At 72.8% G+C, this 26,171-nt stretch carries 21 protein-coding genes and 1 tRNA gene; 16 read left to right on the top strand and 6 right to left on the bottom strand.

Going from position 1 to position 26,171, the window contains the following annotated elements:
- Nucleotides 1–18 precede the first annotated feature (18 nt).
- From ACQXVK_RS00385 to ACQXVK_RS00340, 10 genes are all read left to right on the top strand, one after another.
- Complete coding sequence (locus tag ACQXVK_RS00385; protein ID WP_022907293.1) at nt 19–219, top strand: hypothetical protein; 201 nt, start codon at nt 19–21, stop codon at nt 217–219.
- 11 nt (nt 220–230) lie between these two features.
- Nucleotides 231–830, top strand: coding sequence for a nicotinate-nucleotide adenylyltransferase (nadD, locus tag ACQXVK_RS00380; RefSeq protein WP_022907294.1), 600 nt, complete (start codon nt 231–233; stop codon nt 828–830).
- Nucleotides 827–2,302, top strand: a complete 1,476-nt coding sequence (locus ACQXVK_RS00375; RefSeq protein ID WP_430852318.1) for a hypothetical protein — start codon at nt 827–829, stop codon at nt 2,300–2,302. Before nadD ends, ACQXVK_RS00375 begins: the two co-directional genes overlap by 4 nt.
- Before the next feature lie 107 nt (nt 2,303–2,409).
- The gene (gene rsfS / locus ACQXVK_RS00370) at nt 2,410–2,784 is read left to right on the top strand and encodes a ribosome silencing factor (RefSeq protein ID WP_022907296.1); all 375 of its coding nucleotides are present in this window, start codon (nt 2,410–2,412) and stop codon (nt 2,782–2,784) included.
- 117 nt (nt 2,785–2,901) lie between these two features.
- A tRNA-Ala gene (locus ACQXVK_RS00365) sits at nt 2,902–2,977 on the top strand.
- A 123-nt stretch (nt 2,978–3,100) separates the two neighbouring features.
- The gene (locus tag ACQXVK_RS00360) at nt 3,101–4,024 is read left to right on the top strand and encodes an aldose 1-epimerase family protein (RefSeq protein WP_430852317.1); all 924 of its coding nucleotides are present in this window, start codon (nt 3,101–3,103) and stop codon (nt 4,022–4,024) included.
- Nucleotides 4,003–5,535, top strand: coding sequence for an anthranilate synthase component I family protein (locus ACQXVK_RS00355; protein WP_430852316.1), 1,533 nt, complete (start codon nt 4,003–4,005; stop codon nt 5,533–5,535). Before ACQXVK_RS00360 ends, ACQXVK_RS00355 begins: the two co-directional genes overlap by 22 nt.
- 132 nt (nt 5,536–5,667) lie before the next feature.
- A complete protein-coding gene (locus ACQXVK_RS00350; RefSeq protein ID WP_416394517.1) occupies nt 5,668–6,495 on the top strand; it encodes a hypothetical protein in 828 nt (275 codons plus the stop codon).
- Nucleotides 6,492–8,219 (top strand): DNA polymerase Y family protein, encoded by a 1,728-nt coding sequence (locus ACQXVK_RS00345; protein ID WP_430852315.1) that lies wholly within the window; start codon nt 6,492–6,494, stop codon nt 8,217–8,219. Before ACQXVK_RS00350 ends, ACQXVK_RS00345 begins: the two co-directional genes overlap by 4 nt.
- 22 nt (nt 8,220–8,241) lie before the next feature.
- On the top strand, nt 8,242–11,736 hold the full coding sequence (locus tag ACQXVK_RS00340) for an error-prone DNA polymerase (RefSeq protein WP_430852314.1): 3,495 nt from the start codon (nt 8,242–8,244) through the stop codon (nt 11,734–11,736).
- Between the two features lie 48 nt (nt 11,737–11,784).
- Here ACQXVK_RS00340 and ACQXVK_RS00335 read toward each other — a convergent pair whose 3' ends face one another.
- Both ACQXVK_RS00335 and ACQXVK_RS00330 read right to left on the bottom strand, forming a co-directional pair.
- Nucleotides 11,785–13,257, bottom strand: coding sequence for a sensor histidine kinase (locus tag ACQXVK_RS00335; protein WP_430852313.1), 1,473 nt, complete (start codon nt 13,255–13,257; stop codon nt 11,785–11,787).
- Nucleotides 13,254–13,931, bottom strand: a complete 678-nt coding sequence (locus tag ACQXVK_RS00330) for a response regulator transcription factor (protein WP_022908633.1) — start codon at nt 13,929–13,931, stop codon at nt 13,254–13,256. Before ACQXVK_RS00330 ends, ACQXVK_RS00335 begins: the two co-directional genes overlap by 4 nt.
- A 216-nt stretch (nt 13,932–14,147) precedes the next feature.
- On the opposite strand from ACQXVK_RS00330, the gene ACQXVK_RS00325 reads away from it, so the two are divergent.
- Nucleotides 14,148–14,447: a hypothetical protein gene (locus ACQXVK_RS00325; protein WP_148287079.1), complete on the top strand. Its 300-nt coding sequence runs from the start codon at nt 14,148–14,150 to the stop codon at nt 14,445–14,447.
- Nucleotides 14,448–14,461: 14 nt separating this feature from the next.
- On the opposite strand, the gene ACQXVK_RS00320 is transcribed toward ACQXVK_RS00325, so the two are convergent.
- Complete coding sequence (locus ACQXVK_RS00320; protein WP_031263331.1) at nt 14,462–15,556, bottom strand: FUSC family protein; 1,095 nt, start codon at nt 15,554–15,556, stop codon at nt 14,462–14,464.
- Nucleotides 15,557–15,624: 68 nt separating this feature from the next.
- Between ACQXVK_RS00320 and ACQXVK_RS00315 the strand changes: the two genes are divergently transcribed.
- Together ACQXVK_RS00315 and ACQXVK_RS00310 are read left to right on the top strand one after the other, a co-directional pair.
- On the top strand, nt 15,625–16,881 hold the full coding sequence (locus ACQXVK_RS00315) for a phosphotransferase enzyme family protein (protein WP_416394522.1): 1,257 nt from the start codon (nt 15,625–15,627) through the stop codon (nt 16,879–16,881).
- Between the two features lie 519 nt (nt 16,882–17,400).
- Entirely contained in the window at nt 17,401–19,527 is a 2,127-nt protein-coding gene (locus ACQXVK_RS00310) for a DEAD/DEAH box helicase (RefSeq protein WP_402264040.1), read from the top strand.
- A 100-nt stretch (nt 19,528–19,627) separates the two neighbouring features.
- Here the strand turns inward: ACQXVK_RS00310 and ACQXVK_RS00305 are convergent, their stop codons facing one another.
- Nucleotides 19,628–19,900 (bottom strand): mycoredoxin, encoded by a 273-nt coding sequence (locus ACQXVK_RS00305; protein ID WP_022908628.1) that lies wholly within the window; start codon nt 19,898–19,900, stop codon nt 19,628–19,630.
- A gap of 68 nt (nt 19,901–19,968) precedes the next feature.
- On the opposite strand from ACQXVK_RS00305, the gene ACQXVK_RS00300 reads away from it, so the two are divergent.
- The 3 genes from ACQXVK_RS00300 (at nt 19,969) to ACQXVK_RS00290 (ending at nt 22,661) form a co-directional block, all read left to right on the top strand.
- Nucleotides 19,969–20,298 (top strand): PadR family transcriptional regulator, encoded by a 330-nt coding sequence (locus ACQXVK_RS00300; protein ID WP_416394523.1) that lies wholly within the window; start codon nt 19,969–19,971, stop codon nt 20,296–20,298.
- Between the two features lie 201 nt (nt 20,299–20,499).
- Nucleotides 20,500–21,135: a hypothetical protein gene (locus ACQXVK_RS00295; RefSeq protein ID WP_430852312.1), complete on the top strand. Its 636-nt coding sequence runs from the start codon at nt 20,500–20,502 to the stop codon at nt 21,133–21,135.
- A complete protein-coding gene (locus ACQXVK_RS00290) occupies nt 21,132–22,661 on the top strand; it encodes a CYTH domain-containing protein (protein WP_430852311.1) in 1,530 nt (509 codons plus the stop codon). The genes ACQXVK_RS00295 and ACQXVK_RS00290 overlap by 4 nt, the downstream gene beginning before the upstream one ends.
- Before the next feature lie 93 nt (nt 22,662–22,754).
- On the opposite strand, the gene ACQXVK_RS00285 is transcribed toward ACQXVK_RS00290, so the two are convergent.
- Together ACQXVK_RS00285 and ACQXVK_RS00280 are read right to left on the bottom strand one after the other, a co-directional pair.
- Nucleotides 22,755–24,899 (bottom strand): S9 family peptidase, encoded by a 2,145-nt coding sequence (locus ACQXVK_RS00285; RefSeq protein WP_430852310.1) that lies wholly within the window; start codon nt 24,897–24,899, stop codon nt 22,755–22,757.
- Nucleotides 24,896–26,134 carry a Fic family protein gene (locus tag ACQXVK_RS00280; RefSeq protein ID WP_430852309.1) on the bottom strand — a complete coding sequence of 413 codons (1,239 nt, stop codon included), beginning with the start codon at nt 26,132–26,134 and terminating at the stop codon, nt 24,896–24,898. The genes ACQXVK_RS00285 and ACQXVK_RS00280 overlap by 4 nt, the downstream gene beginning before the upstream one ends.
- Between the last annotated feature and the right edge of the window lie 37 nt (nt 26,135–26,171).

The raw sequence follows: 26,171 nt of genomic DNA, 5'->3' as shown, positions 1-26,171 counted from the left end.
GAACGGAGCATCGGACCCATGACCTTCCTCGCTGAAGCCGCAGAGCACGCCTCCGGGGTCCCCGCGTACGTGTTCCCGCTCGTCGGTGTCCTCTTCTTCGCGTTCCTCGGGTTCGTCACCTGGAGCTTCCGTGACGTGGCCTACCGTCACTCGCACAAGTTCGAGGCGACGCGCACCCACGAGACGGGTGTCGACGAGTTCGGTCGCGCCGAGCACTGACCCGCGACTCCATGCTCGAGAGCACGGGGCGGCCTCGCATCGGCGTGATGGGTGGCACGTTCGACCCGATCCACAACGGCCACCTCGTGGCAGCGTCCGAAGTGGCGCGCGCCTTCGACCTCGACGAAGTCGTGTTCGTCCCCACCGGCCAGCCGTACATGAAGTCCGGTGTGACCGACGCCGAACACCGCTACCTCATGACCGTCGTGGCGACCGCGTCGAACCCGATGTTCACGGTCAGCCGGGTCGACATCGACCGTCCGGGCCCGACCTACACGGTCGACACGCTCAAGGACCTGCACGAGCAGCGTCCCGATGCGCAGCTGGTCTTCATCTCCGGCGCAGACGCCGTCCAGCAGATTGTCGACTGGAAAGACCATGATGGTCTCTGGGACCTCGCGCACTTCGTCGCCGTGACACGTCCGGGACACGCCTTGAGCATCACGGGTTTGCCCGAACGCGACGTAAGCTTGCTCGAAGTTCCCGCGCTGGCAATATCGTCGACCGACTGCCGCGACCGGGTGAGACGTGGTTTCCCCGTGTGGTACTTGGTCCCCGACGGTGTCGTCCAGTACATCTCCAAGCACCATCTGTATCGGAGCGTTGCATGAGTTCGTCCGACGCGCAGCCGCCCCTGTCGCGGCGCCAGGCGCGCGAGCGGGAGCGTGCCGCCGCGGCCGGTGCGCAGCCCGTCACGCCGCCACCGACCGTCGCGGCCCCGGCTGACCAGCCGGAGTCCCGCCAGCGTCCCGGCAGTCACGTCGCGCCCGCACCGGGCGCCCCCGCCCAGTCCGCCGTGCCGACGTCGGCCGTCTCGCCGTCGTCCGCCGCCCAGGCCGGCACCGGCTTCCCGTCGATGCCCCCGGCCTCGGCGACCGAGATCGTCCCCGGGTCGGGCGGGCTGACCCGTCGTCAGATCCGCCAGATGCGCGCGGCCGAAGGGCAGGCGGTCCAGCCCGTCCCGCTGCAGAACCCGACCCCGCAGTCCTCCGACCGCACCGTCGAGGACGTCATCGGATCGGTCGACACGCTGCAGGGCGGCGCCGGTCCGTCCGAGCCGGAACCGATCGCGCAGGAGTCGTCCGTCCCCGAAGAGCCCTCGGCCGAGACCGTGGTGCTCGACCAGGCAGCGGTGGCGCAGGCGACCGAGGCCGACGGGTCGCCGGACGCGATCGAGCCGCTCGAGGAAGCCGCGGCCCACGGCGAGGAGCCGCGTCGACACCGGTCGACCTGGGCGCCCCCGGACGCCGAGACGCCTGCCGCCGACGACGCGGCCCCCGCTGCGGAGGCGCCCGCCCAGGAGCGCTCGACCCCGGTGCAGTCCACGCCCGTGCAGTCCACCCCGGTGCAGTCCACCCCCGCGCAGTCGACTCCGGTGCAGCGGGCCCCGATCGAGTCGTCGACGCCGGCGGTGTTCCCGCTCTCGCTGGACGAGGACGACACGAACGAGGTCCCGGTCCAGGCCGCCCAGCCCGCGCGCGCAGCCTCGGCACCGTCCTCGGGCGGCACGCCGACGTCCGCCGCCGGTGACGACGGCGATGCCGACGCGCCCCGCGTGCCGGCGTCGTTCCAGCGCCCCACCGAGCCGAAGCCCGTCACGACGGCGTTCGCGCCGCCGGTCGGGCACTGGTCGCAGCAGGCCCACGACTCGAACGACGCCGAGGTCCACGACGAGGAGACCGGCACCCGCCGCGTCGCCGTGACCAACACGAACGCGATCATCCTGCCGAACTCGGCCCTCGCCGACCCCACCGGTGCGCTGAACGCCACGGGCGAGGTCATCCTCACCGGCTCGATCGACCTGCCGGCGTCGCTGTCCTCGACCGGTTCGCACCGGCCGATCGACGGGGCCGAGGTCGACCGCCTGCTCGAGCAGCACGACGAGCAGCCCGAGACCGACGCCAGCCCGGTCCGTGCCAGCCGTGCGGTGTCGAGTCACACCTCGACCCGACAGGTCGTCCTCGCGGCGGCCAAGCCGAAGGAGTCGCGCACGCCGCTCATCCTCGGCGTCACGGTCGGTGCTGTCGGCATCGCTGCCGCCGCGGTCATCATCGTGGCACTCGTCACCACGCACACGTTCTGAGCCGTCCCCATCGCACGCGGCCTGGCCGTGTGTCGGTGGGGTGGCTTATGATCGTGACCCATCAAGCGATCCGGCAGCCTGCCAGGTCGACAGACCGGAAGGAATCCGTGACCGCCTCCTCACGCGCACTGGAACTCGTGCAGATCGCCGCCCAGGCGGCCGACGCCAAGCAGGCCGAAGACCTCGTCGCCCTCGACGTGACCGGGCCGCTGCAGCTCACGGACGTGTTCCTGCTCGCGACCGGCCGGAACGAGCGCAACGTGCTCGCCATCGCGGACGAGATCGAAGAGCGCCTCCTCGACGCCGGGGCCAAGCCGCTCCGCCGCGAAGGCCGGAGCGAGGGCCGCTGGGTCCTCATCGACTTCGGTGACATCGTCGTGCACGTCTTCCACGAAGAAGACCGTCAGTACTACTCGCTCGAGCGTCTCTGGTCGGACTGCCCGACCATCCCGCTCGAGCTCCCGGTGGACCACACCGCCTAGTTGCGACTCGCCCGGGTGGCGGCGACGATTTCGTCACCCGGCGTTCGCATGGTGTACGCTTCACTGGTGCCTCCGGGGAACGGAGGACGATGAAGTCGGTGGAAACACCAACACTTCGGGTCTGTGGCGCAGCTGGTAGCGCACCTGCATGGCATGCAGGGGGTCAGGGGTTCGAGTCCCCTCAGATCCACCATCACCCCCGCGGTTCTCCGGAACCGCGGGGGTTTTCTCGTTCCGCAGGTGCACGGCACCGTTCCCGACCGGACGCGTTCCGCACCGGCTCGGCGCGTCCCTCGCTCCCCACTACGCTGAGCGCATGAGCAGCGACGCACCCCTGTCCGGTTCCGCCCTGACCATCACCGCCGGCGGCTACACGGCCGAGATCGCCTCGGTGGGGGCGACCTTGCGGACGCTCCGGTTCGAGGGACGCGACCTGGTCGTGCCGTTCGACGCCGACGAGGTCCGCCCGGCCTTCCGCGGAGCCGTCCTGGCGCCGTGGCCGAACCGGGTCGTCGACGGGAAGTACACGTTCGGCGGAACGGAGCACGAGCTGGCGCTGACCGAGCCCAAGCGACAGCACGCGCTGCACGGACTGGTCGCATGGACCGACTTCCGGACCGTCGCGCACGAACCCGACCGCGCGGTCCTCGCCACGACGGTGCCGGCGCAGGAGGGGTACCCGTTCCGTGTCGAGGTCCTGGTGGAGTACCGCGTCGACGCCGACGGGCTGCACACCACGATCACGGGGACGAACACCGGCGCCGACGCAGCACCGTGGGGGACCGGTCCGCACCCGTACCTCGTCGCCGGCGCCGGCCGTGTCGACGACTGGACCCTGACGCTCCCCGCAGCCGAGGTGCTCGAGGTCACCGAGGACCGGCTGATCCCGACCGGTCTCGCGCCGGTGCACGACGAGTTCGACCTGCGCTCCGCGACGCGCATCGGCGACCGCTTCATCGATCACGCCTTCACCGGGTTCGACCGCGACGCCGACGGCACCGCGACGATCGTCCTCACCGCCGCCGACGGCCGCGGTGTGTGCGTCTCGTTCGGCCCGGAGTGCGGGTGGGCGCAGGTGCACACCGCCGACCACGTCGTCCCCGAGTACCACCGTGCCGGACTCGCGGTCGAGCCGATGACCTGTGCACCGGACGCGTTCAACGCCGGCTCCGACGCGGGACTCGTCGTGCTCGAGAGTGGTTCGTCGGCGGCGGCCTCGTGGACGATCGCGGCGGTCTGACGGCAGCGCCTCCTGCCGCGCGGATCGAGGTCCGGCGGCTGACCACGCCCCCTGACCTCGGCGCGCTCGCGGCCGCGGCCGGTCCCGACGTGGTCTGGCTCGACTCCTCGGTGCCGGCCGGTTCGCCCGCGACCGCGCACGACCGCGCCCGGTGGTCGGTCCTCGCGCTGACGGACGGTCCGTTCGCGGCGCGGTTCCGGCACGAGACGCGACGGGCGTTCGTCGAGACGACCCCAGCGTCCCACGCGTGGTTCGGGGGCGTCGCGACCGTCGAGGGATCGGACGGACCTGCCTTCGCGGTCCTCGCCGAGTTGCTCGCGCGCACCCCGGTGCTGCCGGAACCGGTGCCTGGCTGCGGTTTCGCGCTCGGCTGGGTGGGGTTCCTCGGCTACGAGCTCGGTCGGGAGTCCGGCGGCGTCGACCGGACCGCCGAGGGGCACGCGGACGCGGACCTCCGGTTCGTCGACCGCGCGGTGGTCACCGACGCGACCGGCGGCGCCTGGGCACTCGCGCTGGTGGCCGGTGCGGAACCTGCGGCCAGCGCCCGGAACCGAGCGTGGCTCGAGGAGGTGACCACACCGGTCACGCGGGCCGACGGCGGCGACGCGGCCCCGTTCCTCCCGGACACGGTCCCCGCGACCGGTCGCGTCACGCGCACCGCCTACGAGACGGCGGTGGACGCGTGCCGCGCCGAGATCCGCGCGGGCAACGCGTTCCAGGTGTGTCTCACCACCGCCTTCGCGGTGCCGCAGGTCCTCCAGGAGGCGCGGGTCGACCCCGCCACGGATCCCCACCTGGTCGAGTACCTGCGGCTGCGCGCGACGGATCCCGTCCCGTTCGGCGCGTACCTGCGGCTCGGGCCGCTGCGCGTGGCGAGCCGGTCGCCTGAGCGGTTCCTGCGGATCGACGCCGCCGGACGGGTGTCCGCGGAGCCGATCAAGGGCACCAGACGGCGCTCCGACGACCCTGTGGAGGACGAAGCGGCCCGTGCGGAACTCGCCGCGAGCGTGAAGGACCGGGCCGAGAACGTGATGATCGTCGACCTGCTCCGGAACGACCTGCTCCGGACGGCGGTGCCGGGGTCGGTGCACGTCGACCGGCTCTGCGCGGTCGAGACCTACGCGAGCGTGCACCAGATGGTCTCGACGATCGGGGCGGTCCTGCCGGAGGGGACGTCGCGGGCCGCCGTGGTGCGTGCCGCGTTCCCGCCCGGGTCGATGACGGGCGCCCCGAAGATCCGTGCCATGGCGATCGCGGATCGGCTCGAGGGCGGGCCTCGCGGGGTGTACTCCGGGGCGATCGGGTACTTCTCGGCCAGCGGCGCGGTCGACCTGTCGGTGGTGATCCGCACACTGGTGACGGTCCTCGACGACCGGGGCGCGGTACGGTCGCGGTCGTTCGGTGCCGGTGGTGCGGTGACGTGGTCGTCGGTCGCCGCGGACGAGGCGGACGAGGTCGAGACGAAGACCCGGTCGGTGTTCGCCGGTGTGGGAGCGACCGTCCGCTGGTGACGGCGGATCGTTCGGCGGCGGTGCCGGGGCGCTCCTCCACAGGGCGCTGATCCACCGCTCGCACGGCGTGTCGAACGCGTGTTCGAGGGATCTGTCCACAGGATGTCGGACCCGATTGACATCATCGAACACATGTTCGAATATGAGGGCATGCAGACGGCGGCGGCACTCCGATCGCCCGGGGCTCCAGGGGAGTCGACCGGGCGGTCCGGTCCTGCCCGCCCGGTGCGGCGGGTTGACCACCTGGGGGACGCCCGCGCCGCACTCGAACGGATCACCTCGCTGCGGTCGCGCGTGGCCGAGATGGAGTCCACCCGGGTCGACACCGAGGGGCTGCCGACGGCCGAGGCGCTCGCGCCGCTCCTGCCGGGTGGTGCGATCCGCGTGGGCGGGTCCTACGCGGTGCACGAGTCGGTGCTCCTCGCGATGACGATGCTGCAGGCCGCCTCGGCCGCCGGTGCCTGGTGTGCGGTGGTGGGGGTGCCGTCCTTCGGGGTCGAGGCGGCGGCCGCTGCGGGCATCGACCTCGAACGCCTCGTGCTCGTCCCCGACCCGGGTGACCAGTGGCTCACCGTGACCGCCGCGCTGGCGGACGTCGCCCAGATCGTCCTCACCCGCCCGCTCGGCCGGGTGGTGCCCGGCGACGTCTCCCGGCTGTCGGCACGGCTGCGGCAGCGGGGCGGGGCGCTCGTGGCGCTCGGGTCCTGGCCGGGCGCCGACGTCACGCTGCGGGTGACCCGGTCCGAGTGGAGCGGCATCGGGGACGGGCACGGCTTCCTGACGGAGCGACGGGTCACGGTGTCGGCCGCCGGTCGGGCCGGTGCGGGACGACCGGTGGACGCCGACCTGCTGCTGCCAGCGGCCGACGGAACCGTCCGTGCTGCGGCGCCCGCCGCGGTGGCCTCGGGTTCCGGTGCGACGACGGCCCCGGTGCTGCGTCCCGTGGCGGTGGCGTCGTGAGCCCCCGCGGGCGTGGTCGGACCCGGGCCACGGGGTCCCGGGTCACGGGTGCCCTCGCCGGACGCGGGCCCGGTGCCGGCACGGGGGCCGCGGGTGTGCCCGACGCGCGGTCGATCCGCGCCGATGCGCTCGCCCGCGGCGGTGCACTGCCCGAGCCGCCGCCGACGCGGACGATCGTGCTGTGGTGCCCGGACTGGCCGGTGATCGCGGCCGCTCGCGCCGCCGGGTCGCCGCCGGACCACCCGTTCGCCCTCGTGGCGAAGGGGCAGGTGTACGCCAGCTCCGCCAGCGCCCGGCAGTCCGGCGTGGTCCGCGGGCTCCGTGTGCGCGAGGCGCAGGCGCGCTGCCCCGAACTCGTCCTGCAGCCCTACGACGACGCGCTCGACCACCGGGCGTTCGAGCCGGTCATCCGCGCGGTCGAGGCGGCGGTCCCCGGGGTCGAGGTCCTCCGGCCGGGCACCCTCGCGCTGCGCTCCCGCGGGCCGGCACGGTACTACGGCGGTGAGCGTGCCGCGGCGGCGACCCTCGCCGGGATCGCTGCCGACCACGGCGCCCCGGGTGTGCGAGCCGGCGTCGCGGACACCCCGTTCGCCGCCGAACAGGCCGCCCGGGCACGCCCGGCCCGGCCAGGGGAACGGGTCCGGATCGTGCCCGTCGACGGCTCGGCCCCGTTCCTGGCCGGGTTGCCGCTCGGGGTGCTCGGCGACGCCGACCTCGCGATGCTGCTCGGGCGCCTCGGCATCCAGACCCTCGGCGAGTTCGCCGCGTTGGCGGACGAGCAGGTGCGTGACCGGTTCGGACTCGCCGGAGCGTTCCTGCACCGGCTCGCGGGCGGTCGCGACCCGCGAGAGGTCGCGGCGCGGGCGGTCCCGCCGGAACTCCGGGTCGAGGCGTCGTTCGAACCCCCGCTCGATCGCGCCGACCAGATCGCCTTCGCGTTCCGACGCTCCGCCGACGACTTCGCCGCACGCCTGCGGGCCGCGGGGCTCGTGGCCACGACGATCCGGGTCGGCATCGTCGACGAGCGGGACATCCTGCTCGAGCGCACGTGGGTGCACCCGCGCTGGTTCGACGCCGCCGACGTGGTGGACCGGGTCCGCTGGCAGCTCGCCGGCGGGGTGGACCCGACCGGACTCGAGGCGCCGGTGGTGCAGGTGGTGCTCGAGCCGGTCGCGGTCGACGACATGGCGAACCACGAACGCGGGCTCTGGGGGACCGGGCCGGACGAACGGGTCCACCACGGGCTCGCCCGCGTGCAGGGACTCGTCGGCCACGACGGGGTGGTCACGCCGCGCATCGGCGGTGGGCGCACCCTGGCCGAACGCGTGGTGCTCGTGCCGTGGGGCGACGCCCCCGTCGGTGGCGAGCGTGCCCTCGCGACCGTCCGCGACCGGCCGTGGCCCGGCAAGCTGCCGGGGCCGCCGCCGGCGACCGTGCTCGACCGTCCGCGCCCGGTGGACGTCGTGACCGGTGACGGCGGCACCGTCGACGTCGACGACCGCGGCGTCCTCACCGGGGTGCCCGAGCGGTTCCGTGCCGAGGGGGAGCGCGGCGGCCGGTTCGACGCCGTGACGGCCTGGGCCGGACCGTGGCCGCTCGTGGTGCGCTGGTGGGAAGCCGGTGGTCGGCGACTCCACCGGCTGCAGCTCGTCGACGCCGACGGCCGGGCGTGGTACCTCGTGCTCGCCGACCACCGCTGGTGGGCCGAGGCGGTGGCGACGTGACCGCCAGGACGGGGGAGTGCTGATGGGGTACAGCAACCCGCCGATCCCGTGGTCCCAGTTCGAACGCGCCCTGTCCGACAAGCGGAGCCCCGGCAGCGCGCACGCGGGTGACGGCGGGGACAGCCCCGCGTGGTCCCGCAAGCGCGAGCCGTACACCCCGACGCCCCCGCCGGTGCAGGACGGTGCGAACGTGCCGGTCGTGCCGTACGCCGAGCTGCACGCGCACTCGACGTTCAGTTTCCTCGACGGCGCGAGCGGTCCGGAACAGCTCTTCGAAGAGGCCGCGCGACTGCACCTGCACGGGCTCGCGCTCACCGACCACGACGGCTTCTACGGTGCCGCGCGCATGGCCGAGGTGGCCGAGGCCTACCCGACCGTCGCCACGGTGTACGGCACCGAGCTGTCGCTCGGGCTGACCGAACCGCAGAACGGCGTGCCCGACCCCGAGGGCACGCACCTGCTCCTGCTGGCCGACGGGCAGGACGGGTACCACCGGCTCGCCGGCGCCGTCACCCGCGCTCACCTGGCGGCCGGCGCCGAGAAGGGTCGTCCCCGGTACGACCTCGACGACCTCGCCGCACGGTCGGACGGGCACTGGCGGGTCCTGACCGGGTGCCGCAAGGGCGCCGTCCGGCAGGCGCTCGAGCGCGGGGGCGAGTCCGCCGCCGAGGACGCCCTGCGTGCCCTGCTCGACCGGTTCGGCACGGCCGGTGTCGTCGTCGAGCTCATCGACCACGGCGACCCGATGGACACCGCACGGAACGACGCCCTCGCCGCCCTCGCCACCAAGCACGCCCTGCCGGTGGTGGCCACGGGCAACGTGCACTACGCCACCCCCGACCGGTTCCCGGTGGCGACCGCCCTCGCCGCTGTCCGGGCACGGCGCAGTCTCGACGAGATCGACGGGTGGCTGCCGGCCGCCCCCACGGCGTACCTCCGTTCCGGGGCGGAGATGACCCGGCGGTTCGCCCGCTACCCGGGGGCCGTCGAGTACAGCGTCGAACTCGCCGACGAGCTCGGGTTCCGGCTGAAGACGGTCAAGCCCGGACTGCCGGACATCGACGTCCCCGACGGGTTCACCACGATGTCCTGGCTGCGGGAGCTCACCTGGCGGGGTGCCCGGCGGTTCTACCCCGGCAGCGCCGACGGTGTCGACCCGCACAAGCGCGAGCGCATCGAGCGCGAGCTCTCGGTGATCGAGGACAAGGACTTCCCCGGGTACTTCCTCATCGTGCGGGACATGGTGCAGTACGCCCGCGAACGCGGCATCCTCTGCCAGGGCCGCGGCTCGGCGGCGAACTCGGCGGTCTGCTACCTGCTCGAGATCACCGCGGTCGACTCGATCCGGTACGGGTTGCCGTTCGAGCGCTTCCTGTCGGCCATGCGCGACGAGGAACCCGACATCGACGTCGACTTCGACTCCGACCGCCGCGAAGAGGTCATCCAGTACGTCTACGAGAAGTACGGCCGGTTCAACGCCGCCCAGGTCGCGAACGTCATCACCTACCGGCCGAAGGGTGCCGTCCGCGACATGGCGAAGGCGCTCGGCCACAGCCCGGGGCAGCAGGACGCCTGGTCGAAGCAGGTCGAACGCTGGGGGTCGGTGACCGAGAGCCAGGACCACGACATCCCGGACGCCGTGGTCGACATGGCCCAGCAGGTCCTCGGGTTCCCGCGGCACCTCGGCATCCACTCCGGCGGCATGGTGCTCACCGACCGGCCCGTCGGCGAGGTCGTGCCGATCGAGCACGCCCGCATGGACGGCCGCACGGTGCTGCAGTGGGACAAGGACGACTGCGCGTACATGGGGCTCGTGAAGTTCGACATGCTCGGACTCGGCATGCTCGCCGCGCTGCAGTACTCGTTCGACCTCGCCGCCGAGCACTGCGGGGAGCGGTGGGACATGCACTCCATCCCGAAGGAGGAGCAGGGCGTCTACGACCAGCTGTGCCGGGCGGACACCATCGGGGTGTTCCAGGTGGAGTCCCGCGCGCAGATGGGGACACTGCCCCGACTGCTGCCGCGACGGTTCTACGACCTCGTGATCGAGGTCGCCCTGGTGCGCCCCGGCCCGATCCAGGGCGGCGCGGTCCACCCCTACATCCGGCGACGCACGGGCGAGGAACCGATCACCTACATCCACCCGTCGCTCGAACCGGTGCTCGAACGGACCCTCGGTGTCCCGCTGTTCCAGGAACAGCTCATGCAGATGGCGATCGCGGTGGGCGGGTGCTCGGGGGACGACGCCGACCTGCTCCGGCGTGCGATGGGGTCGAAGCGTGGGCACGAGAAGATCGACCGGCTCCGCGAGAAGCTCTACGCCGGGATGGCCGCGAACGACATCCACGGCGAGGACGCCGACGCCATCTACGCGAAGATCCAGGCGTTCGCGAACTTCGGGTTCGCCGAGAGCCACTCGATCAGCTTCGCGCTCATCGTCTACGCGAGCGCGTGGATGCGGCTGCACTACCCCGGAGCCTTCCTCGCCGCCCTGCTCCGCGCGCAGCCCATGGGCTTCTACTCACCGCAAACCCTGGTGGCCGACGCCCGTCGACACGGGGTGACGGTGCTCCGTCCGGACATCCTGCGCTCCGGCGTGGACGCCACGCTCGAGCCACTGGTCGGCTCCCGCGACGGTGCCGACACGGTCGGCTCCCGCGACGGTGCCGCCGGGTCCGACGGCGGTCCAGGAGGCGCGGCGCACGTCCGCGCGACGGGTCACGACGACTGCCTGGCCGAGGAACAACCCCCGGTGCTGCCGTTCGACAAGGCTGCGCCCGACGACACGGCGCAGCACCGGCGGGACGGCGCCTTCGCGGTCCGTCTCGGCCTCGCCGAGGTCTCGTCGCTCGGCCGGAAGAGCGCCGAGAAGATCGTCGCCGAGCGCGACGCCCACGGCCCCTACACCGACATGTCCGACCTCGCCCGACGGGTCGGACTGACCACGGCGCAGCTCGAGGCGCTCGCCGCGGCCGACGCCTTCGCGTCGATCGGGGTCGACCGTCGCGGTGGCATGTGGTCGGCGGCACAGGCGGCTGCCGAGCGCCCCGACCAGCTGCCCGACACGCAGGTGACGGTGCAGCCACCGCTGTTCGGGCAGATGACGAGCGGCGACGTCCTCATCGCGGACATGTGGTCGACGGGGATGACGACGGACGACCACCCCGTCCGGCACGTGCGGGGTGGCCTCGTCGCCCGCGGGGTGCTGAGCGTCCAGGACACCGCCACGGCCGAGACCGGACGCCGGGTCGAGGTCGGCGGGATCGTGACGCACCGGCAGCGACCGGCGACGGCGTCCGGCATCACGTTCATGAACGTCGAGGACGAGACCGGGCTGGTGAACGTGATCTGCAGCGTCGGGGTGTGGGGACGGTACCGGCGCGTCGCACGAGAGGCACCTGCGGTGATCGTGCGGGGGATCCTCGAGCGATCACCGGACGGGGTGGTGAACCTGGTGGCCGACCGGATCGAACACCTCTCCCTGTCGGTCCGCACGCGGTCGCGGGACTTCCAGTGAGCGGGCCAGAGCGGCCCGGAGCGGCCCGAGCGGGACGTGCCCGTCCGGTCAGCGGACCTCGGGGATGCGGATCGTGACCTCGAGCCCGCCGGAGCGCACGTTCCGGAGCGACGCCGTCCCGCCGGCACGCTCCGCGACGGCCCGGACGATCGCGAGGCCGAGCCCGGAACCACCAGGCAGCGGGATCGCACCGGTCGCGGGGTCCGGGTTCGGGCGGGACTTCCGGGCCTCGTCGGGGCGGGTGAACCGGTCGAAGGCGACGGGGATGAACGACTCCGGGACGCCGGGGCCGTCGTCCGTGATCTGCAGGATGCCCTCGCCGCCGGCGCTGCGCCACGAGACGAAGACGCCCCCGCCGCGGGGGAGCGCCGACACGGCGTTGCCGGCGATGTTCGTGACGAGCTGGGCCATGCCGCCGGTGTCGAGTCGGTACCGCGGTTCGTCGGTGTCGCTGCCGGAGCCCGGGCCCGCGGCCGGGGCCTCCAGGTCGAAGTCCACGGTGATGTCCTTGGCGGAGGCGATCAGACGGACGCGGTCGACGGCGCTCATGACCTCGTCGCCGAGGTCGGACCACCCGGTCGGCTGCTGTTCGGCGCCGTCCTGCTCACGACGCTCCGACTCCTCGATGCGTGACAGCGCCAGCAGGTCGTTCGCCAGGCGGGACAACCGCGCGACGCTGAGCTTCGCGCGTTCGATGTGCGCCGCGAGCGCGGCCGCGTCGTCACCGTCGAGCGACGCCAGGTCGAGCTGGGTCGTGAGGATGGCCAGCGGGGTGCGGAGCTCGTGGCTCGCGTCCGAGACCATCTGGCGCTCGCGTTCGGTCGCCTGGCGGGTTCGGGCGAGGAAGGCGTTCAGGGTGGTCGCGAGGGACGCGAGCTCGTCCTCGGCGGGACCGACCGGCAGCTCCGCACGCTCGGGGGCGACGGAGAGGCGTTCGGCTTCGCGACGCATGCGGTTCACGGGCCGGAGCGCGGCGGTCGCGAGCGCCCACGACGCGACGCCGAACGCGACGAGGATCGCGAGTCCGGTCAGCGACAGCGTCGAGGTCAGGTCGTCGACGACGATCGCCTCGGCCTGCGAGTTGCGCGCCGCCACGACGGTCCACCGTCCCGCCTGGTTGACGGGGTGCTCGACAACGACGCGGTACTGCGAGCCGGAGACGTTGATGACCGAGGTGCCGGCCTTGGTCGAAGTGAGGCTGCCGAGCGCCCGCTCGACCTTCGTCGGCATGGTCGACAGGGCGATCTTGCCCGAGGGCGACACGACCGCGACGAGCTGCAGGTTCCCGGGCGGTGACAGGTCGGGGTTGCTGTCGACCTCGAGCGTCGCCACGTACGGGTCGGCGTCGGCGTCGAGCAGGGTGCGGGTGGCACTGGCGACGACGCTCACGACCTGGAAGCGCATGACGAGCACGAGCAGCACGATGACCACCGCCGCGATCGCCGTCGACCCGATGGTGATCCGAGCCCGGAGCGAGAGGTTCCGCAGCGGACGGATCAGGCCACGCCCGGGACCGGTCACGCCCCGAGCAGATCGAGCCGGTAGCCGCGGCCGCGCACGGTCGAGATGGCGACGGTCGCCTCGTGCGAGGTCAACTTCTTGCGGAGGTACGAGATGTACTGCTCGACGACGTTCGGGTCGACGTGCTGCGAGCCGTCCCAGACCTCCTCGAGGATCTTCGGGCGGTCGACCACCGTGCCCACGGACCGCGCGAGCAGGCGGAGGAGGGCGAACTCGGTGGGGCTGACGGCGACCCGCTGGCCCTTGATCATGATGCGACGGGCCTCGGAGTCGATCGCCACGTCGCCCACCTCGATGGTCCGCGGGGCGCCGGCGGATTCCCGGCGGCCGAGCGCGCGGAGACGGGCGGTCAGCTCGGCGAAGGCGAACGGCTTCGTGAGGTAGTCGTCGGCACCGGCGTCGAGGCCGAACACCCGGTCGTCCACGGCGTCACGGGCGGTGACGAGGAGGATCCGCACGGGGTCCTCGCGCTCGCGGATGCGTCGGGCGAGCTCGAAACCGGACATGCCCGGCATCATGACGTCCACGACGGCCAGGTCGAACGCCTGGTCGCCGAGGGCGATCAGCGCCTCGACCCCGTTCTCGACCGCGGTGACGCGGTACCCCTCTGCCGCGAGCCCACGCTCCATGAGCGCACGCATCTCGTCATCGTCCTCGACCACCAACAGGCGCATAGCGACCTCCTCGACCCCATGGTGGCATCGAACCTGTACACGCGGGAGATCCCACGGCCGATCTCGCTGAATCTCGTCACAGTCACGGCGGACGGACAGGTAGAACGGTCTGTCCCCCGTTCGTGGGACATGAGGACTGCTTGCTTCGTTGCTATGCTCGCGCACCGGAGGAGACGTACCCGACGTCGAGTCCGCACTGGGGGCACCATGAACGACATGCCGGAACACCCGGCCCTCGTCCGTCTGCGTGCCGAGCTCGACGCCGCCTGGAAGGGCATCGGCGCGCTCGGCGACATGGAGGACGTCAGCCGCGACCGTGTGGTCGCCGAGCTCCGGGCGGCCGTCCCGGACGTCGCGAGCCTGGCCGCTCGCGCGGCGGGGGCGGACCTCGTCGTCGCCGAGATCTGTCGGTTCGCCGAAGCCGAGGTGGTCGCGACCGACTCCACGGTCCCGACGGCGACGATCTGGGACGACATCGTGCACTCCGCGGCCGAGGCCGCGTCCGCCGCGCGCTGACCGGAGACGTCCCGTCAGTCGTCCTCGCCGAGGAGCTCCTCGCGCACGCGCCGGATGTCCTCGAGCAGCGCGCCGATCAGGATCCAGTGCCGGGAGTTCGGGCGGATCACCTCGAGGGGTGCGGTGAGCGCCGGCTCGACGACGTCCTCGTCGTGCTGCGGCGTGACCGTCGCCGACGACCGCGGCCGGGGCGCTCCGGCGGTTGACACCGGCACCTCCTTGGCCGCGACGCGGGCACTGAGCGCCCGGACGTCCGCCCCGATCCGGGCGACCTCGGTGGCGATGCTGCCGACGACCGGGTCGGCGCGGAGGTCCGGTGCCGTGTTGTCCTGGATCGCACGGGTCATGCCGGTCACTCGCGTGACCAGCACGCGCAGGTGCTCGGCCACGACGATGTCCTCGTCGAGGACGGTCCGGTGGCGGCCGCCGCGCGGGTTCATGGTGAGGGACTCGCGGGCCGCGGTGAGCGAGGCCTCGGCGCGGGCGTGCTGTTGGCGGAGGGCCCGGGCCTGCAGCAGGGCCTCGTGCCAGCGCTCCGCGTCCCAGCCCTCGGTGAGCCCGATCGCGACGCGCTCGAACGCCGCGGCGGTGTCGCGTGCGAGTCGTGCGACCGCGAGGTGCGCGGGCCCGAGCAGCACGGGCGGCACGATGACCGCGTTCACGATGAGGGCGACGACCGCACCGAGCACGGTCTCGAGGATCCGGTCCGCCGAGTAGTTCGGCGTGACGACGCCCGCGGTGAGCACGAGCATCCCGCTGATCCCGACCTGCGTCGCCGAGGTCGGGGTGAGCCGCAGCGCCCACGCGATGAGGATCGCGAGGACGATCACGAGCAGGACGACCCAGACGGTGTCGCCGAGCAGCAGGTGGAACCCGGTGGCGAGCACGACCCCGAGGACGACCCCGGCGCTGCGCTCGAGTCCCTTCACGAACGACTGGTTGATGCTCGGCTGCACGACGAGCAGCGCGGCGATGGCGGCGAACGTCGGGAACGGCCCGTCGATGAGCACCCGGCAGAGGAGCACGGCCGCGACCACCGCGACCGCGGTCTTGACGACCTGCAGGAACGGCGTGCGACTGGAGCTGCGGAGACGCGCGACCGGGTTCACGACGACCACGGTAGCCACGGTGCGCGCGCCGAGCCGTGCACGAACGCGACGAATCCCGTCCGGTCCGGTTGACTGGTCTCGTGTGGCCCAACCACGAGCGCGTCATCCCGCAGGCCTTCGCCGGCTCCGGGACCTCCGTCGTGGCCGCACGCGCCCACTCGGTCGAGCCCTCGGGCAACGGCTACCTGTACGGCTACGAGGTCGACACGGTGGACCGGAACGGCCAGCGCGCCACGGTCCTCACCTACGTCGACACAGGCGGGACCCACGACCAGAACAGCGCCATCGTCACGGACCCCGCGACGGGGGAGCCGGTGTCGGTGTGGGCGTACCCGAACGATCCCGGGCTGCCCGTCCTGCCGCAGGTGACCTACCGTGACGCGGTCGCCGAGCTCCTGACGACCCTCGGCATGCCGGTGACCGACCCGACGCTGACCGTGGCGGCCTACCGTCCGGGCAAGCGCGCCGTGGTCCGGGTCGACGCGGCCGAGGGGACCCTGTTCCTCAAGGTGGTGCGCCCCCACCGGGTTGCCCCGATCGAGCGATCGCACGGGCAGTTCGTCGCGGCCGGGCTCCCGGTGCCCCGGGTCCTGTCGAGCCGCGGGGACGGCCTGCTCGTGCTCGAGCGCATCCGCGGGGTCCCGGCGGGCAGCCGCATCCTCGAGATCGCGGACGACCCGCGGTTCGTCGCCTCGCTGGCGGCACTCACCGGCCGCATCGCGACGGTCCCGATGACGCAGCAGGCCCGTGCCGACGCGATGGACCACGCCGACTGGCACCGCCGCACCCTCGTCGCCGCGCTGCCGCAGGACGCCGAGGAGATCGACACCCTGTACGACGCCATCGGCCGGCGCTCGATCGGCTGGGCCGCGGCGACGAAGCAGGTCGTGCACGGTGACCTCCACCTCGAGCAGGTCTTCGTCGACGAGGACGAGCCCTGGCGGATCTCCGGCCTGCTCGACATCGACACGGCCGGCTGGGGCTACCCGGTGCGCGACATCGGTGCCGTGGTCGCGCACCTCGTCGTCACCGGACTCTGGCACCGCTCCCGCGGGGACGCGGACCGCGGAGCCGCCGCGGAGCGCCTCGCCGACGCCGTCGCGCGCGACTGGGTCGCGCGGAACCCCGACCAGTCCGACCGGATCGGTCCGGCGATCGGTGCACAGCTCCTCGCGCACGCCGGTGGCCAGGCGACGACCGGTTCGGCGAACGGGATCCAGACGGCGGAGCAGCTGCTCGCGGCGACGCAGGCCGCCCTCGCCGAGGCGACGCCGGTCGTGCCGTCCGACGGCCTCGTCCGTCCGCGGTCCGCACCCCAGCTCTGACGACGGCGCGCGTCCGTCGGCTCCACGGCGGACGGGCGGTGCGGTCGCTCGCGACGCGACCGCGCACCGGACGGGAGGCGCGGGTCGGGCCCGCACCGCGCCTCCCGTCCGACAGGTGGGGACGACCGACCGCACGGCGCGACGCGCGCGGGCGTCGCCGAGTCGCCTCCGTCGGTGGTCGGGGAGTAAACTGAACGCGCACGCACCGCGTTCCCGCGTGCCGCGTCGATTCCGGACGCAGCAGTCGGTCGCTTGACCGGCGTGGGAGCCGGATCCGTGACGGTCCCGAGGGGGCCGCACGTGCGTGTGACGGCGCCGGATCCCGGCGCGGACCGTCCTGTCCGGTACCCACGCGGTGGCCGAGGGGAACGGTCCGCGGGACTCCTCGTCCCGAGGCGGGGACCGGCGAAGCGGCGGGCCACGGTGGCCCCCGGACACCGGAGCCGTGCCAGGCACCGGTTCAGGACTTCCGCCCCGCGGGGCGGCTCGCTCGCACGGACGGGCGGAACAGGAGGAGCGTTGGCTCGATCAGGCACCCGGCGTGCTGCCGGCGGGACGCGGACCGCGTCGCGTCGCACCAGGCCGCTCGACAACGACGGCGTCATCCCCGTCCTCGCCCGCGCGGTGCGCGAGGTCGAAGCGGCGGCACAGCGCGGACCGCTCAAGGCGTCGAACCGTTCGAAGTTCCAGGCGGTCGCCCTGCTCATGCGCGAGGAACGCGCACGGGTCAAGGCGGACACCGAACTCACCGACTCGCAGCGCGCCGAGCAGCTCAAGCGGCTCGACGGCGTCGCGACCATCCTCGCGAAGACGGCGGCTCGGGACACCAGTGTGATCCAGCTCCTCACCGAAGAGGCATCGGTCAGTGAGACGACCCGCACCGTCAAGCGGGACATGATGATCGCGGGCGGCATGGAGCTGCAGCCCGAGGAGCTCGTCATCGCGGCGGAGCCCTCGCCGGTGGTCGAGACCCCGGTCCGCGCGGTCGTGCCGCAGGCGGTCGTGCAGCGACAGCTCGCGAACCCGTTCCTGCCCCCGGACTTCGCCCTCGCCGACCAGCCCGTCGCCCACCCGCGACGCCTGGCGAACTGGGAGCTGTTCGGTCCGCTCTTCAAGTCGTTCGAGTACGGCGCCGGTGGGGGTGCGGCGACGATGCCGCTGCCCGAGCCCACGACGCTGCACTCCAAGTCCGGCACCACGCTCATGAAGCACCAGGCGGAGCTCATCGCCGCGGCCGCGGAGGGGCACCGCACCTTCCTGCTGGCCGACGAGCCCGGTCTCGGCAAGACCGCGCAGTCGCTGCTCGCCGCCGAGGCCGCGAACGCGTTCCCGCTGCTGGTCGTCGTGCCGAACGTCGTGAAGACGAACTGGAAGCGCGAGGCCGCCCGCTGGGTCCCGAACCGCACCGCCACGGTCATCCACGGCGACGGGGACGACCTCGACGGGTTCGCCGACATCGTCATCGTGAACTACGAGATCCTCGACCGGCACGCCGGGTGGCTCGGGAACTTCGGGTTCAAGGGCATGGTCGTCGACGAGGCGCACTTCATCAAGAACAAGGACTCGCAGCGCTCGAGGTTCGTGCTGCAGCTCGCCGAGGCGATCCGGTCCCGCACGGCCGCGCCGCTGCTGATGGCCCTCACCGGCACGCCGCTGATCAACTCGGTCGAGGACTTCCGGACCATCTGGGAGTACCTCGGCTGGATCGACGACAAGAAGCCCCGCGCGAAGCTCATGAACGAGCTCGAGGAGATCGGCCTGACGCCGGCCGACCCCGGGTTCTTCGTCGAGGCGCGCAAGGCCGTCATCGACCAGGGCATCGTCCGACGCCGCAAGGTGGACGTCGCGGCGGACATCCCCGCGCGTCGCATCGCCGACATCCCCGTCGAGCTCGACGGCGAAGAGGGCCGCTCGATCCGCGACGCCGAGCGCGAGCTCACCGCGAAGCTCGTCAAGCGGTACCACCAGGCGCTCGACGCCCGCACCGGGCAGGACCCGGTCGTCGGCATCGACCACAAGCTCGTGCGGCAGGTCGCGCGCTGGGAGCTCGAGGACCAGGACGCCTCGTCCACCGGCGAGAACGTGTTCTCGATGGTGCGGCGGATCGGGCGGGCCAAGGCGCAGCTCGCGGCGGACTACGCGGCGCAGCTCGCCTCGAACGTCGGCAAGGTCGTCTTCTTCGCCAAGCACCTGGACGTCATGGACCAGGCGGAGGAGGTCTTCGCACGTCGGGGCCTCCGCACCGCGACCGTCCGGGGCGACCAGACGCCGGCGCAGCGCACGGCCGAGATCGACTCCTTCGTGAACGACCCCGACGTCGCCGTGATCGTGTGCTCGCTCACCGCGGCGGGCGTCGGCCTGAACCTGCAGGTGTCGTCCAACGTCGTGCTCGCCGAGCTGTCGTGGACGAGCGCCGAGCAGACCCAGGCGATCGACCGCGTGCACCGCATCGGGCAGGAGGAGCCCGTGACGGCGTGGCGCATCATCGCCGCACAGACGATCGACACCAAGATCGCCGAGCTCATCGACTCGAAGGCGTCCCTGGCCGCCCGCGCGCTCGACGGTTCCGACGAGGAGGTCGTCGACTCCGGCGACATCCAGCTCGACGCCATGGCGGCGCTGCTGACCGAGGCACTCGGGGGCTAGGTCCCTCGCGCCCTGCTACGAACCACGAAACCGACATCGAACCGGGGCTTCGGCCTGGTTCGATGTCGGTTTCGTGGTTCGGCGTGGGCGCCCCGCGGCGTCAGATGCGCGACTGGACCTCGGCGAGCGAGGGGTTCGTCGCCGTGCTGCCGTCCGGGAACACCAGCGTCGGCACGGTCTGGTTGCCGCCGTTGACCTCGGCGACGAGCTCGGCCGTGCCGGGCGTCTGCTCGATGTCGACCTCGGTGAAGGGCACGCCGGCCTTCGACATCTGGTTCTTCAGCCGCGCGCAGTAGCCGCACCAGGAGGTCGTGAACATCGTGACGCCGCCGGCCTCGGGGGTGAACTGTTCGCGGGTGATCGTGTCGCTCATGCGAGCAGGCTAACCCGACTTCCTGGACGGGCTTGACGGCCTTGTTCTACATAGCTAGGTTAAGCCGCATGGAACCGATCCGACGCGTCACCGCCACGACGCTCGACGTGCTCGACGCCCTGCTGGCCGCCGACGGTCCGGCCTGGGGGCTGCTCGTCATCAAGGCCACCGGGCGCCAGGCCGGCACCGTCTACCCGATCCTCGAACGACTCGAACGACAGGGGTGGATCACGTCGTCGTGGGACGACGAGACCGACCGCCCCGGTCCGCGACGGCGGCTCTACGAGTTCACCGGCGACGGCGTCGAGGCCGCTCGCTCGCTGCTCGCCGAGCGGCAGCCCGCAGCCGGCCCGTCCCGCGCGACGACGCGGCCGAGCCACCGGCCGGTGACCTCGTGAACGGGGTGGACCGGGCGCTCGTCGGCCTCGCGGTCGCACTCTCGCCCGCGGGGCACCGTGCCGCCCGTCGGGAGCAGTGGCTCGCCGACGTCCGGGACGCCCCGGAGCTCGACCTCTCGCCGACCGCCCTCGCGTTCGGCGCACTCACCACGGCGCTCTTCCACCGACGCACCGACCGACGTTCCACCTGGGGGGGACACCATGACCGCAGCACCGCTCCACGTCCGTCCCGCGCCGCACACGATCGCCACCGTGCCGGTGCTGCTCGTCCTCGCGTTGTCCTCCTTCGCGGCAGCCGGGGTCGGACTCGCCCTCCTGCAGCGCTACAACGGCCTGCCCGGCGCCGTGGTGCTGTTCCGACTCGACGCCCTCGCGATGTCGGTGGTGCCGGGCGGGTTCGTCGCGCTCGCGCTCCTGCTCGTCGCGGGCGTGGGTCTGCGACGGCGCGTGCTCGGAGCGGTCGGGACGCTCGCCATCTCGGTCCTGTGGTGGCAGATCGTCATCGGCCGGTTCTCCCTGCCGGTGGAGTACTTCCTGCAGATCGGCGTGTTCGCTGCCGCAGTCCTCGGCGTCTGGCTCGCGGTCCGCCGCGGCGTCGGGTGGGGATGGTCACTCGTGACGCTCCCGCTCGTCGCCGGGATGCTCCTCGTCCCGCTCTCCTCCGCGGTGCAGACCATCGACATGACCGTCTCGGGTTGGACCGCGGTGTGGCATGGGCTGCAGCTCGTGCCGTTCCTGGTCGCGGTCCTCGCGGGTGCCGTGGCCGGCCGGTTCTCCACAGGTGCGCCGGTCCGGTTCGAGGCGCACGGCGAACCCCTGGTAGACAAGACCGTGTGAGCGACACCCACCTCGAGATCGAGCGCACCTACGACCTCCCCGAGGGTGGTGCCCTGCCCGACCTCGTCGGCGTGGGCGGCATCCTCCGTACCGAGCACCAGGACCCGTTCGAGCTCGACGCGACGTACTGGGACACCGACCGCTACGACCTCGTGGCCGCCCGGGTCACGGTCCGGCGCCGCACCGGGGGACCGGACGCCGGCTGGCACATCAAGCGCTCCGAGTCGGACACCGTCCGTCACGAGCAGCACTTCCCGTTGACCGACGACGCCGAGACCGTCCCGACCGAGGTCCTCGCGGCGCTGTTCACCGAGCGTCGCGGCCGCGGCCTGCACCCGGTCGTCCGGATCACCACGACGCGGACCGTCACGCGGCTCCTCGACGAGGACGGCGACCAGGTCGCCGAACTCGCCGACGACCTGGTCCACGCCCAGCGCCTCGACGACGACGCCCCCGAGACCCCGCGCACCTGGCGCGAGGTCGAGGTCGAGACCGTCGACGGCGTCGACGCGCAGGTCGCCCACGAACTCTTCGCCGCCCTCGACGGGCGCTTCGCGGACGTCGGGGCCGGCCCCGCCGCCGTCGCGTCCAAGCTGGCACGCGGGCTGGCCGGCGCACCGGCACCGCGCCTCCAGACCGCGGAGAAGCCGGACAAGGGCACGACCGCCCGCGTGCTCGTGAAGCGGCTGCGGAAGCTGCGCACCGCGCTGCTCACCCAGGAGGCGCGGCTCCGCTCCGGCGACACGACCGACCTCCGGCAGGCGGCCGACACCGCACTCGAGATCGCAGCGATCATGGGTGGCTACCGTCCGGCGTTCGCCGCGGGCGACGCCCTCGACCGCGCCGCCGAGGCGGCCGACGGGCTGGCCGAGGTCACCGCGCGCGCCGCGCTGGCGGAGTACCTCGTCGACCGCCTGCCGCGGGCGTCGAGCCCGGCACAGGACGAGCTCGTCGACACGATGACCCGCGAGCGGATCCTCGCGGCCACACGCGAACGGCGCGACCAGTCCGTGCGCGACGTCGTGGTGTTCCTGCACGGCGAGCCGTTCCTCGAGCTCCTCGACGCCCTCGACGACGCCGTGGAGCGCCCGGCGCCGACCGCGTGGGCGCTCCGATCGCCGAAGAAGGTCGCCCAGGACGTCGGCGCCGAGGTGAAGCCGCACGTCCGTGAACTCGTGCGGGCCGCGGTGGCCGACGACACCTCCGACACCGCGGCCGAGCGCGAGGCCGCCGACCGCGCCACGACCGAGGCCGCCTGGCAGGCGACGATGCGCGCACGGCTGACGATGGACGTGCTCGGCGACGACGCGTTCCCGCACGCCCTGTGGAAGCGCATCGGGACCGCGGCCGACGTCCTGACCGAGCGGGTGCGGGCCCTGCACGCGCTCGACGCCCTGCGCACGACCGCGGCGATCGCGGAGCGTGGCGGCGAGGGCACGTTCGGCTACGGCGTCCTCGCGGGGGACCGGGTCCGGCTCGCGGAGGAGTCCTACGACGAGGCGGTGCACGCACTCAACCGCGTGTGAGCGTGCGGGCGCGCGCGGGGCGCGCCGTGCGCTTGGTGAGCAGGAATGGTCGGGTGCCCACGGGCAACCCGACCATTCCTGCTCACGAAGTCGTCACGCGGTGGGCGCTTCGTCCGCCAGCCCGAGGACGTCGAGGAGCCAGGCGAGCTCGAACGCCCGCTCCTTCCACGAGTCGTAGCGCCCGCTCACGCCACCGTGGCCCGCCGCCATCTCGGTCTTCAACAGCACCGGCGCACCGACCTCCCGCAGCCGAGCCGTCCACTTCGCGGGCTCGACGTAGAGCACGCGGGTGTCGTTGATCGACGTCACGGCGAGGATCTTCGGGTACTGCACGTCGTCGCGAACGTTCTCATACGGCGAGTACTCGCTCATGTACCGGTAGACCTCGGGGTCGTGCAGCGGGTCGCCCCACTCGTCCCACTCGATCACCGTCAGCGGCAGGTCGGGGTCGAGGATGCTCGTCAGGGCGTCGACGAACGGCACCGCCGCGAGGATCCCGGCGAAGCGTTCCGGTGCGAGGTTCGCCACGGCGCCCATGAGGAGCCCGCCGGCACTGCCGCCCTCGGCGACGAGGCGGTCCGCGGTGGTGCGGCCGGAGTCGATGAGGTGCCCGGCGACGGCGACGAAGTCCGAGAAGGTGTTCTTCTTCGTGAGGGTCTTGCCGTTCTCGTACCAGTGCCGACCCATCTCGCCGCCACCGCGGACGTGCGCGACGGCGAACACGACGCCGCGGTCGAGCATCGACAGGCGCATGACGCTGAACCCGGGGTCGATGGAGTGCTCGTACGACCCGTAGCCGTAGAGGTGCAGCGGCGCCGGGCGCTCGGTGTCGACCGCGTCACGGCGCCACACGAGCGAGATCGGCACGCGGGTGCCGTCGTCGGCGGTGGCCCAGTCGCGCTCCTGCACGTAGTCGGACGGGTCGTACCCGCCGAGCACCGGCTGGCGCTTCAGGACCGTGACCTCGCCGGTCGCGAGGTCGAGGTCGCTCACCTCGGACGGGGTGACGAACGACGTGAAGCCGATCCGGAGCGTCGGCTGGTCCCACTCCGGGTTGCCCCCGAGCCCTGCGGAGAAGAGGGCCTCGTCGAAGGGGACCTCGTGGGCGTCGCCGTAGCCGTCACCCTCGATCGGGATGATCGCGACGCGGGGGAGGGCTTCGGACCGGTACTCGAGCGCGAGGTGCCCGGCGAAGGCGTCCACCGACTCGATGCGTCGCTCGGCGTGGTGCGCGACGACGACACGGCGGTCCCGCTCGGAGGTCGGGTCGTCCGCCGGGACGTCGACGAGCTCGAAGTTCTCGGCGCCGTCGTTGTGCAGGACCAGGAAGCGGTCGCTGCCGCCGACGATCGCGTGCTCGATCTCGTACTCGACGCCCTCGCGCCGCGGCCACACGACCTGGAACTCGCCGGTCGGGTCCGCCGCGTCGAGGACGAGCGCCTCGGAGGTGATCTTCGAGCCGAGCTCGATCACGATGTACTGGGACGACCGGGTGACGCCGACCCCGACCCAGTAGCGGTCGTCCGGCTCCTCGAACACGACGACGTCGTCCGCCGCGGGGCTGCCGACGGTGTGCCGCCAGATGCGGTCCGGACGCCACGAGTCGTCGACGGTGGGGTAGAAGACGAAGCGGCCGGACGGGTCGAACGTCGCGCCGGACCCGGTGTTCGGGATCTCGTCCCCGAGGTCGGCGCCGGTCGTGAGGTCCCGCACGTGCAGGGTGTAGCGCTCGTCGCCCTCGACGTCGATGCCGTAGACGAGTCGCGTGCCGTCGTCGCTGATGTCGTAGGAGCCGAGCGAGAAGAAGTCGTGCCCGGCCGCGAGGGCGTTGCCGTCGAGGACGACCTGCTCGCCCGGGAGTGTGGCTTCGCCCTCGGCCACCGTCGGCGGGGTCCAGTCGTCCGGACCGGCGATCGGCGCCCGGCAGTGCACGCCGTACTGGCTGCCCTCGGCCGTGCGGGTGAAGTACCACCAGTCGCCCATGCGGACGGGCACCGAGAGGTCGGTCTCCTGCACGCGGTTCTTCACCTCGGTGAAGATCTGGTCGCGCAGTCCGTCGAGGTGCGCCGTCGCCTGCTCGGTGTGCGCGTTCTCGGCCTCGAGGTAGGCCAGCGTGTCCGGGGACTCCTTGTCACGCAGCCACTCGTAGTCGTCGACGAAGTCGATGCCGTGGTGGGTCCGTGTCACGGGCCGCTTGGCGGCGGTGGGCGGGGTGGCCTGGGTGTGCTCGCTGCTCACCACCCCACCCTATTCGCCCGGTGCGTGACGACGTCGTGGACGCGGTCGGTGAACGCCGTCACCGCATCGGCAGCGGCGACCCCGAGCCACGCGCGTCGCCGGCGCCGCTCGGTGACCGGTCGGAGCATCCCGACCCGGCACAGGTCGTCGGTCACGGCGTCGATCGCCCCTGCATCACCGCCGAGTACGTGCTCGAGGGGTTTCTCGGTGACGACGGGATCGTCGACGAGGGTCCGGGCGACGGCGTCGTGCGCCCGTGTCGGCCACCACGACGACGCGCGGGCGTCAGCGGAGGGGGCGAGGGGAGGCACCGCCACCGCGGCTTCGTCGAGGAGCAGCGCGGTGACGGTTGCCTCGTCGCACACCGTGCCGACGGCGATCGCGAGGTCGCGGACCCACTCGTCGACGGCACCGCGGCGGGAGCGGTCGAGGTGCCAGAAGTACCGGTCGCGTTCGGCCACCAGTGCGGTCGCGACCGGCGCGGTGACGACGCGTGCGAGACCACGACGGCGCAGCACGGCGGCGATGAGCGCGCGACCGATCCGCCCGTTGCCGTCGGTGAACGGGTGGATGGACTCGAACTGGGCGTGCGCGATGGCCGCCTGCGCGATCGGGTGCAGGTCGTCGCGGGCCAGGAAGGCGAACAGGTCCTCCATCAGCTCCGGCACGAGCCCGGGTGGTGGCGGGACGTGCCGCGCGAGCCGGGGTGTGGCGCCGCCGCCGATCCAGTTCTGCACGTCCCGCCAGCGCCCGGCGGACGGGCCGTCGACCGGGTCGTCGCGCAGGAGCCGGTGGTGCGCCGCGAGCACGGCCCGTTCCGAGATCGTGCCGGACGCGGCGGAGGACACGAGCGTCTCGATCGCGCCGCCGGCCCGGACCATCGCCGTCGCGCTCCGGTTCGCCCGGACGCCGACCACCGCCCGCGCGAGGTCGTCGAGCGTGGCGTGCTCGTCCTCGATGCGGGAGGAGGAGACGGCCTCGGTCCGGTCGAGCACGCGACCGAGCACGGCGAGCCGGTCGCCGTCCTGCTCGTCGAGGGCCACGAGCGCGGCGGCGGCCCGGTCGAGGAGGGCCGCGGTGTCGGCGTCCGGGACCCAGGGGAGTCGGGCGATGCGCGGCGGGACGGACGCCACCACCGACGTCGTCTCGCGGTCGTGCCGCGGGCCGCGCACGCTGCTGCGCCACGGGACCGTGACGGTGGTGTGGGACGGCCAGGGGTGCTCGGTCCGGGGCATCGGTTCCTCCACGTGGGACGAGACGGGACGATGCGTC

The organism is Curtobacterium sp. AB451 (genome assembly GCF_050585845.1).
In the GTDB taxonomy this organism is placed as follows: domain Bacteria; phylum Actinomycetota; class Actinomycetes; order Actinomycetales; family Microbacteriaceae; genus Curtobacterium.
Note: the sequence above shows the minus strand (reverse complement) of the source record. Positions and strands in the feature narration are given on the sequence as shown.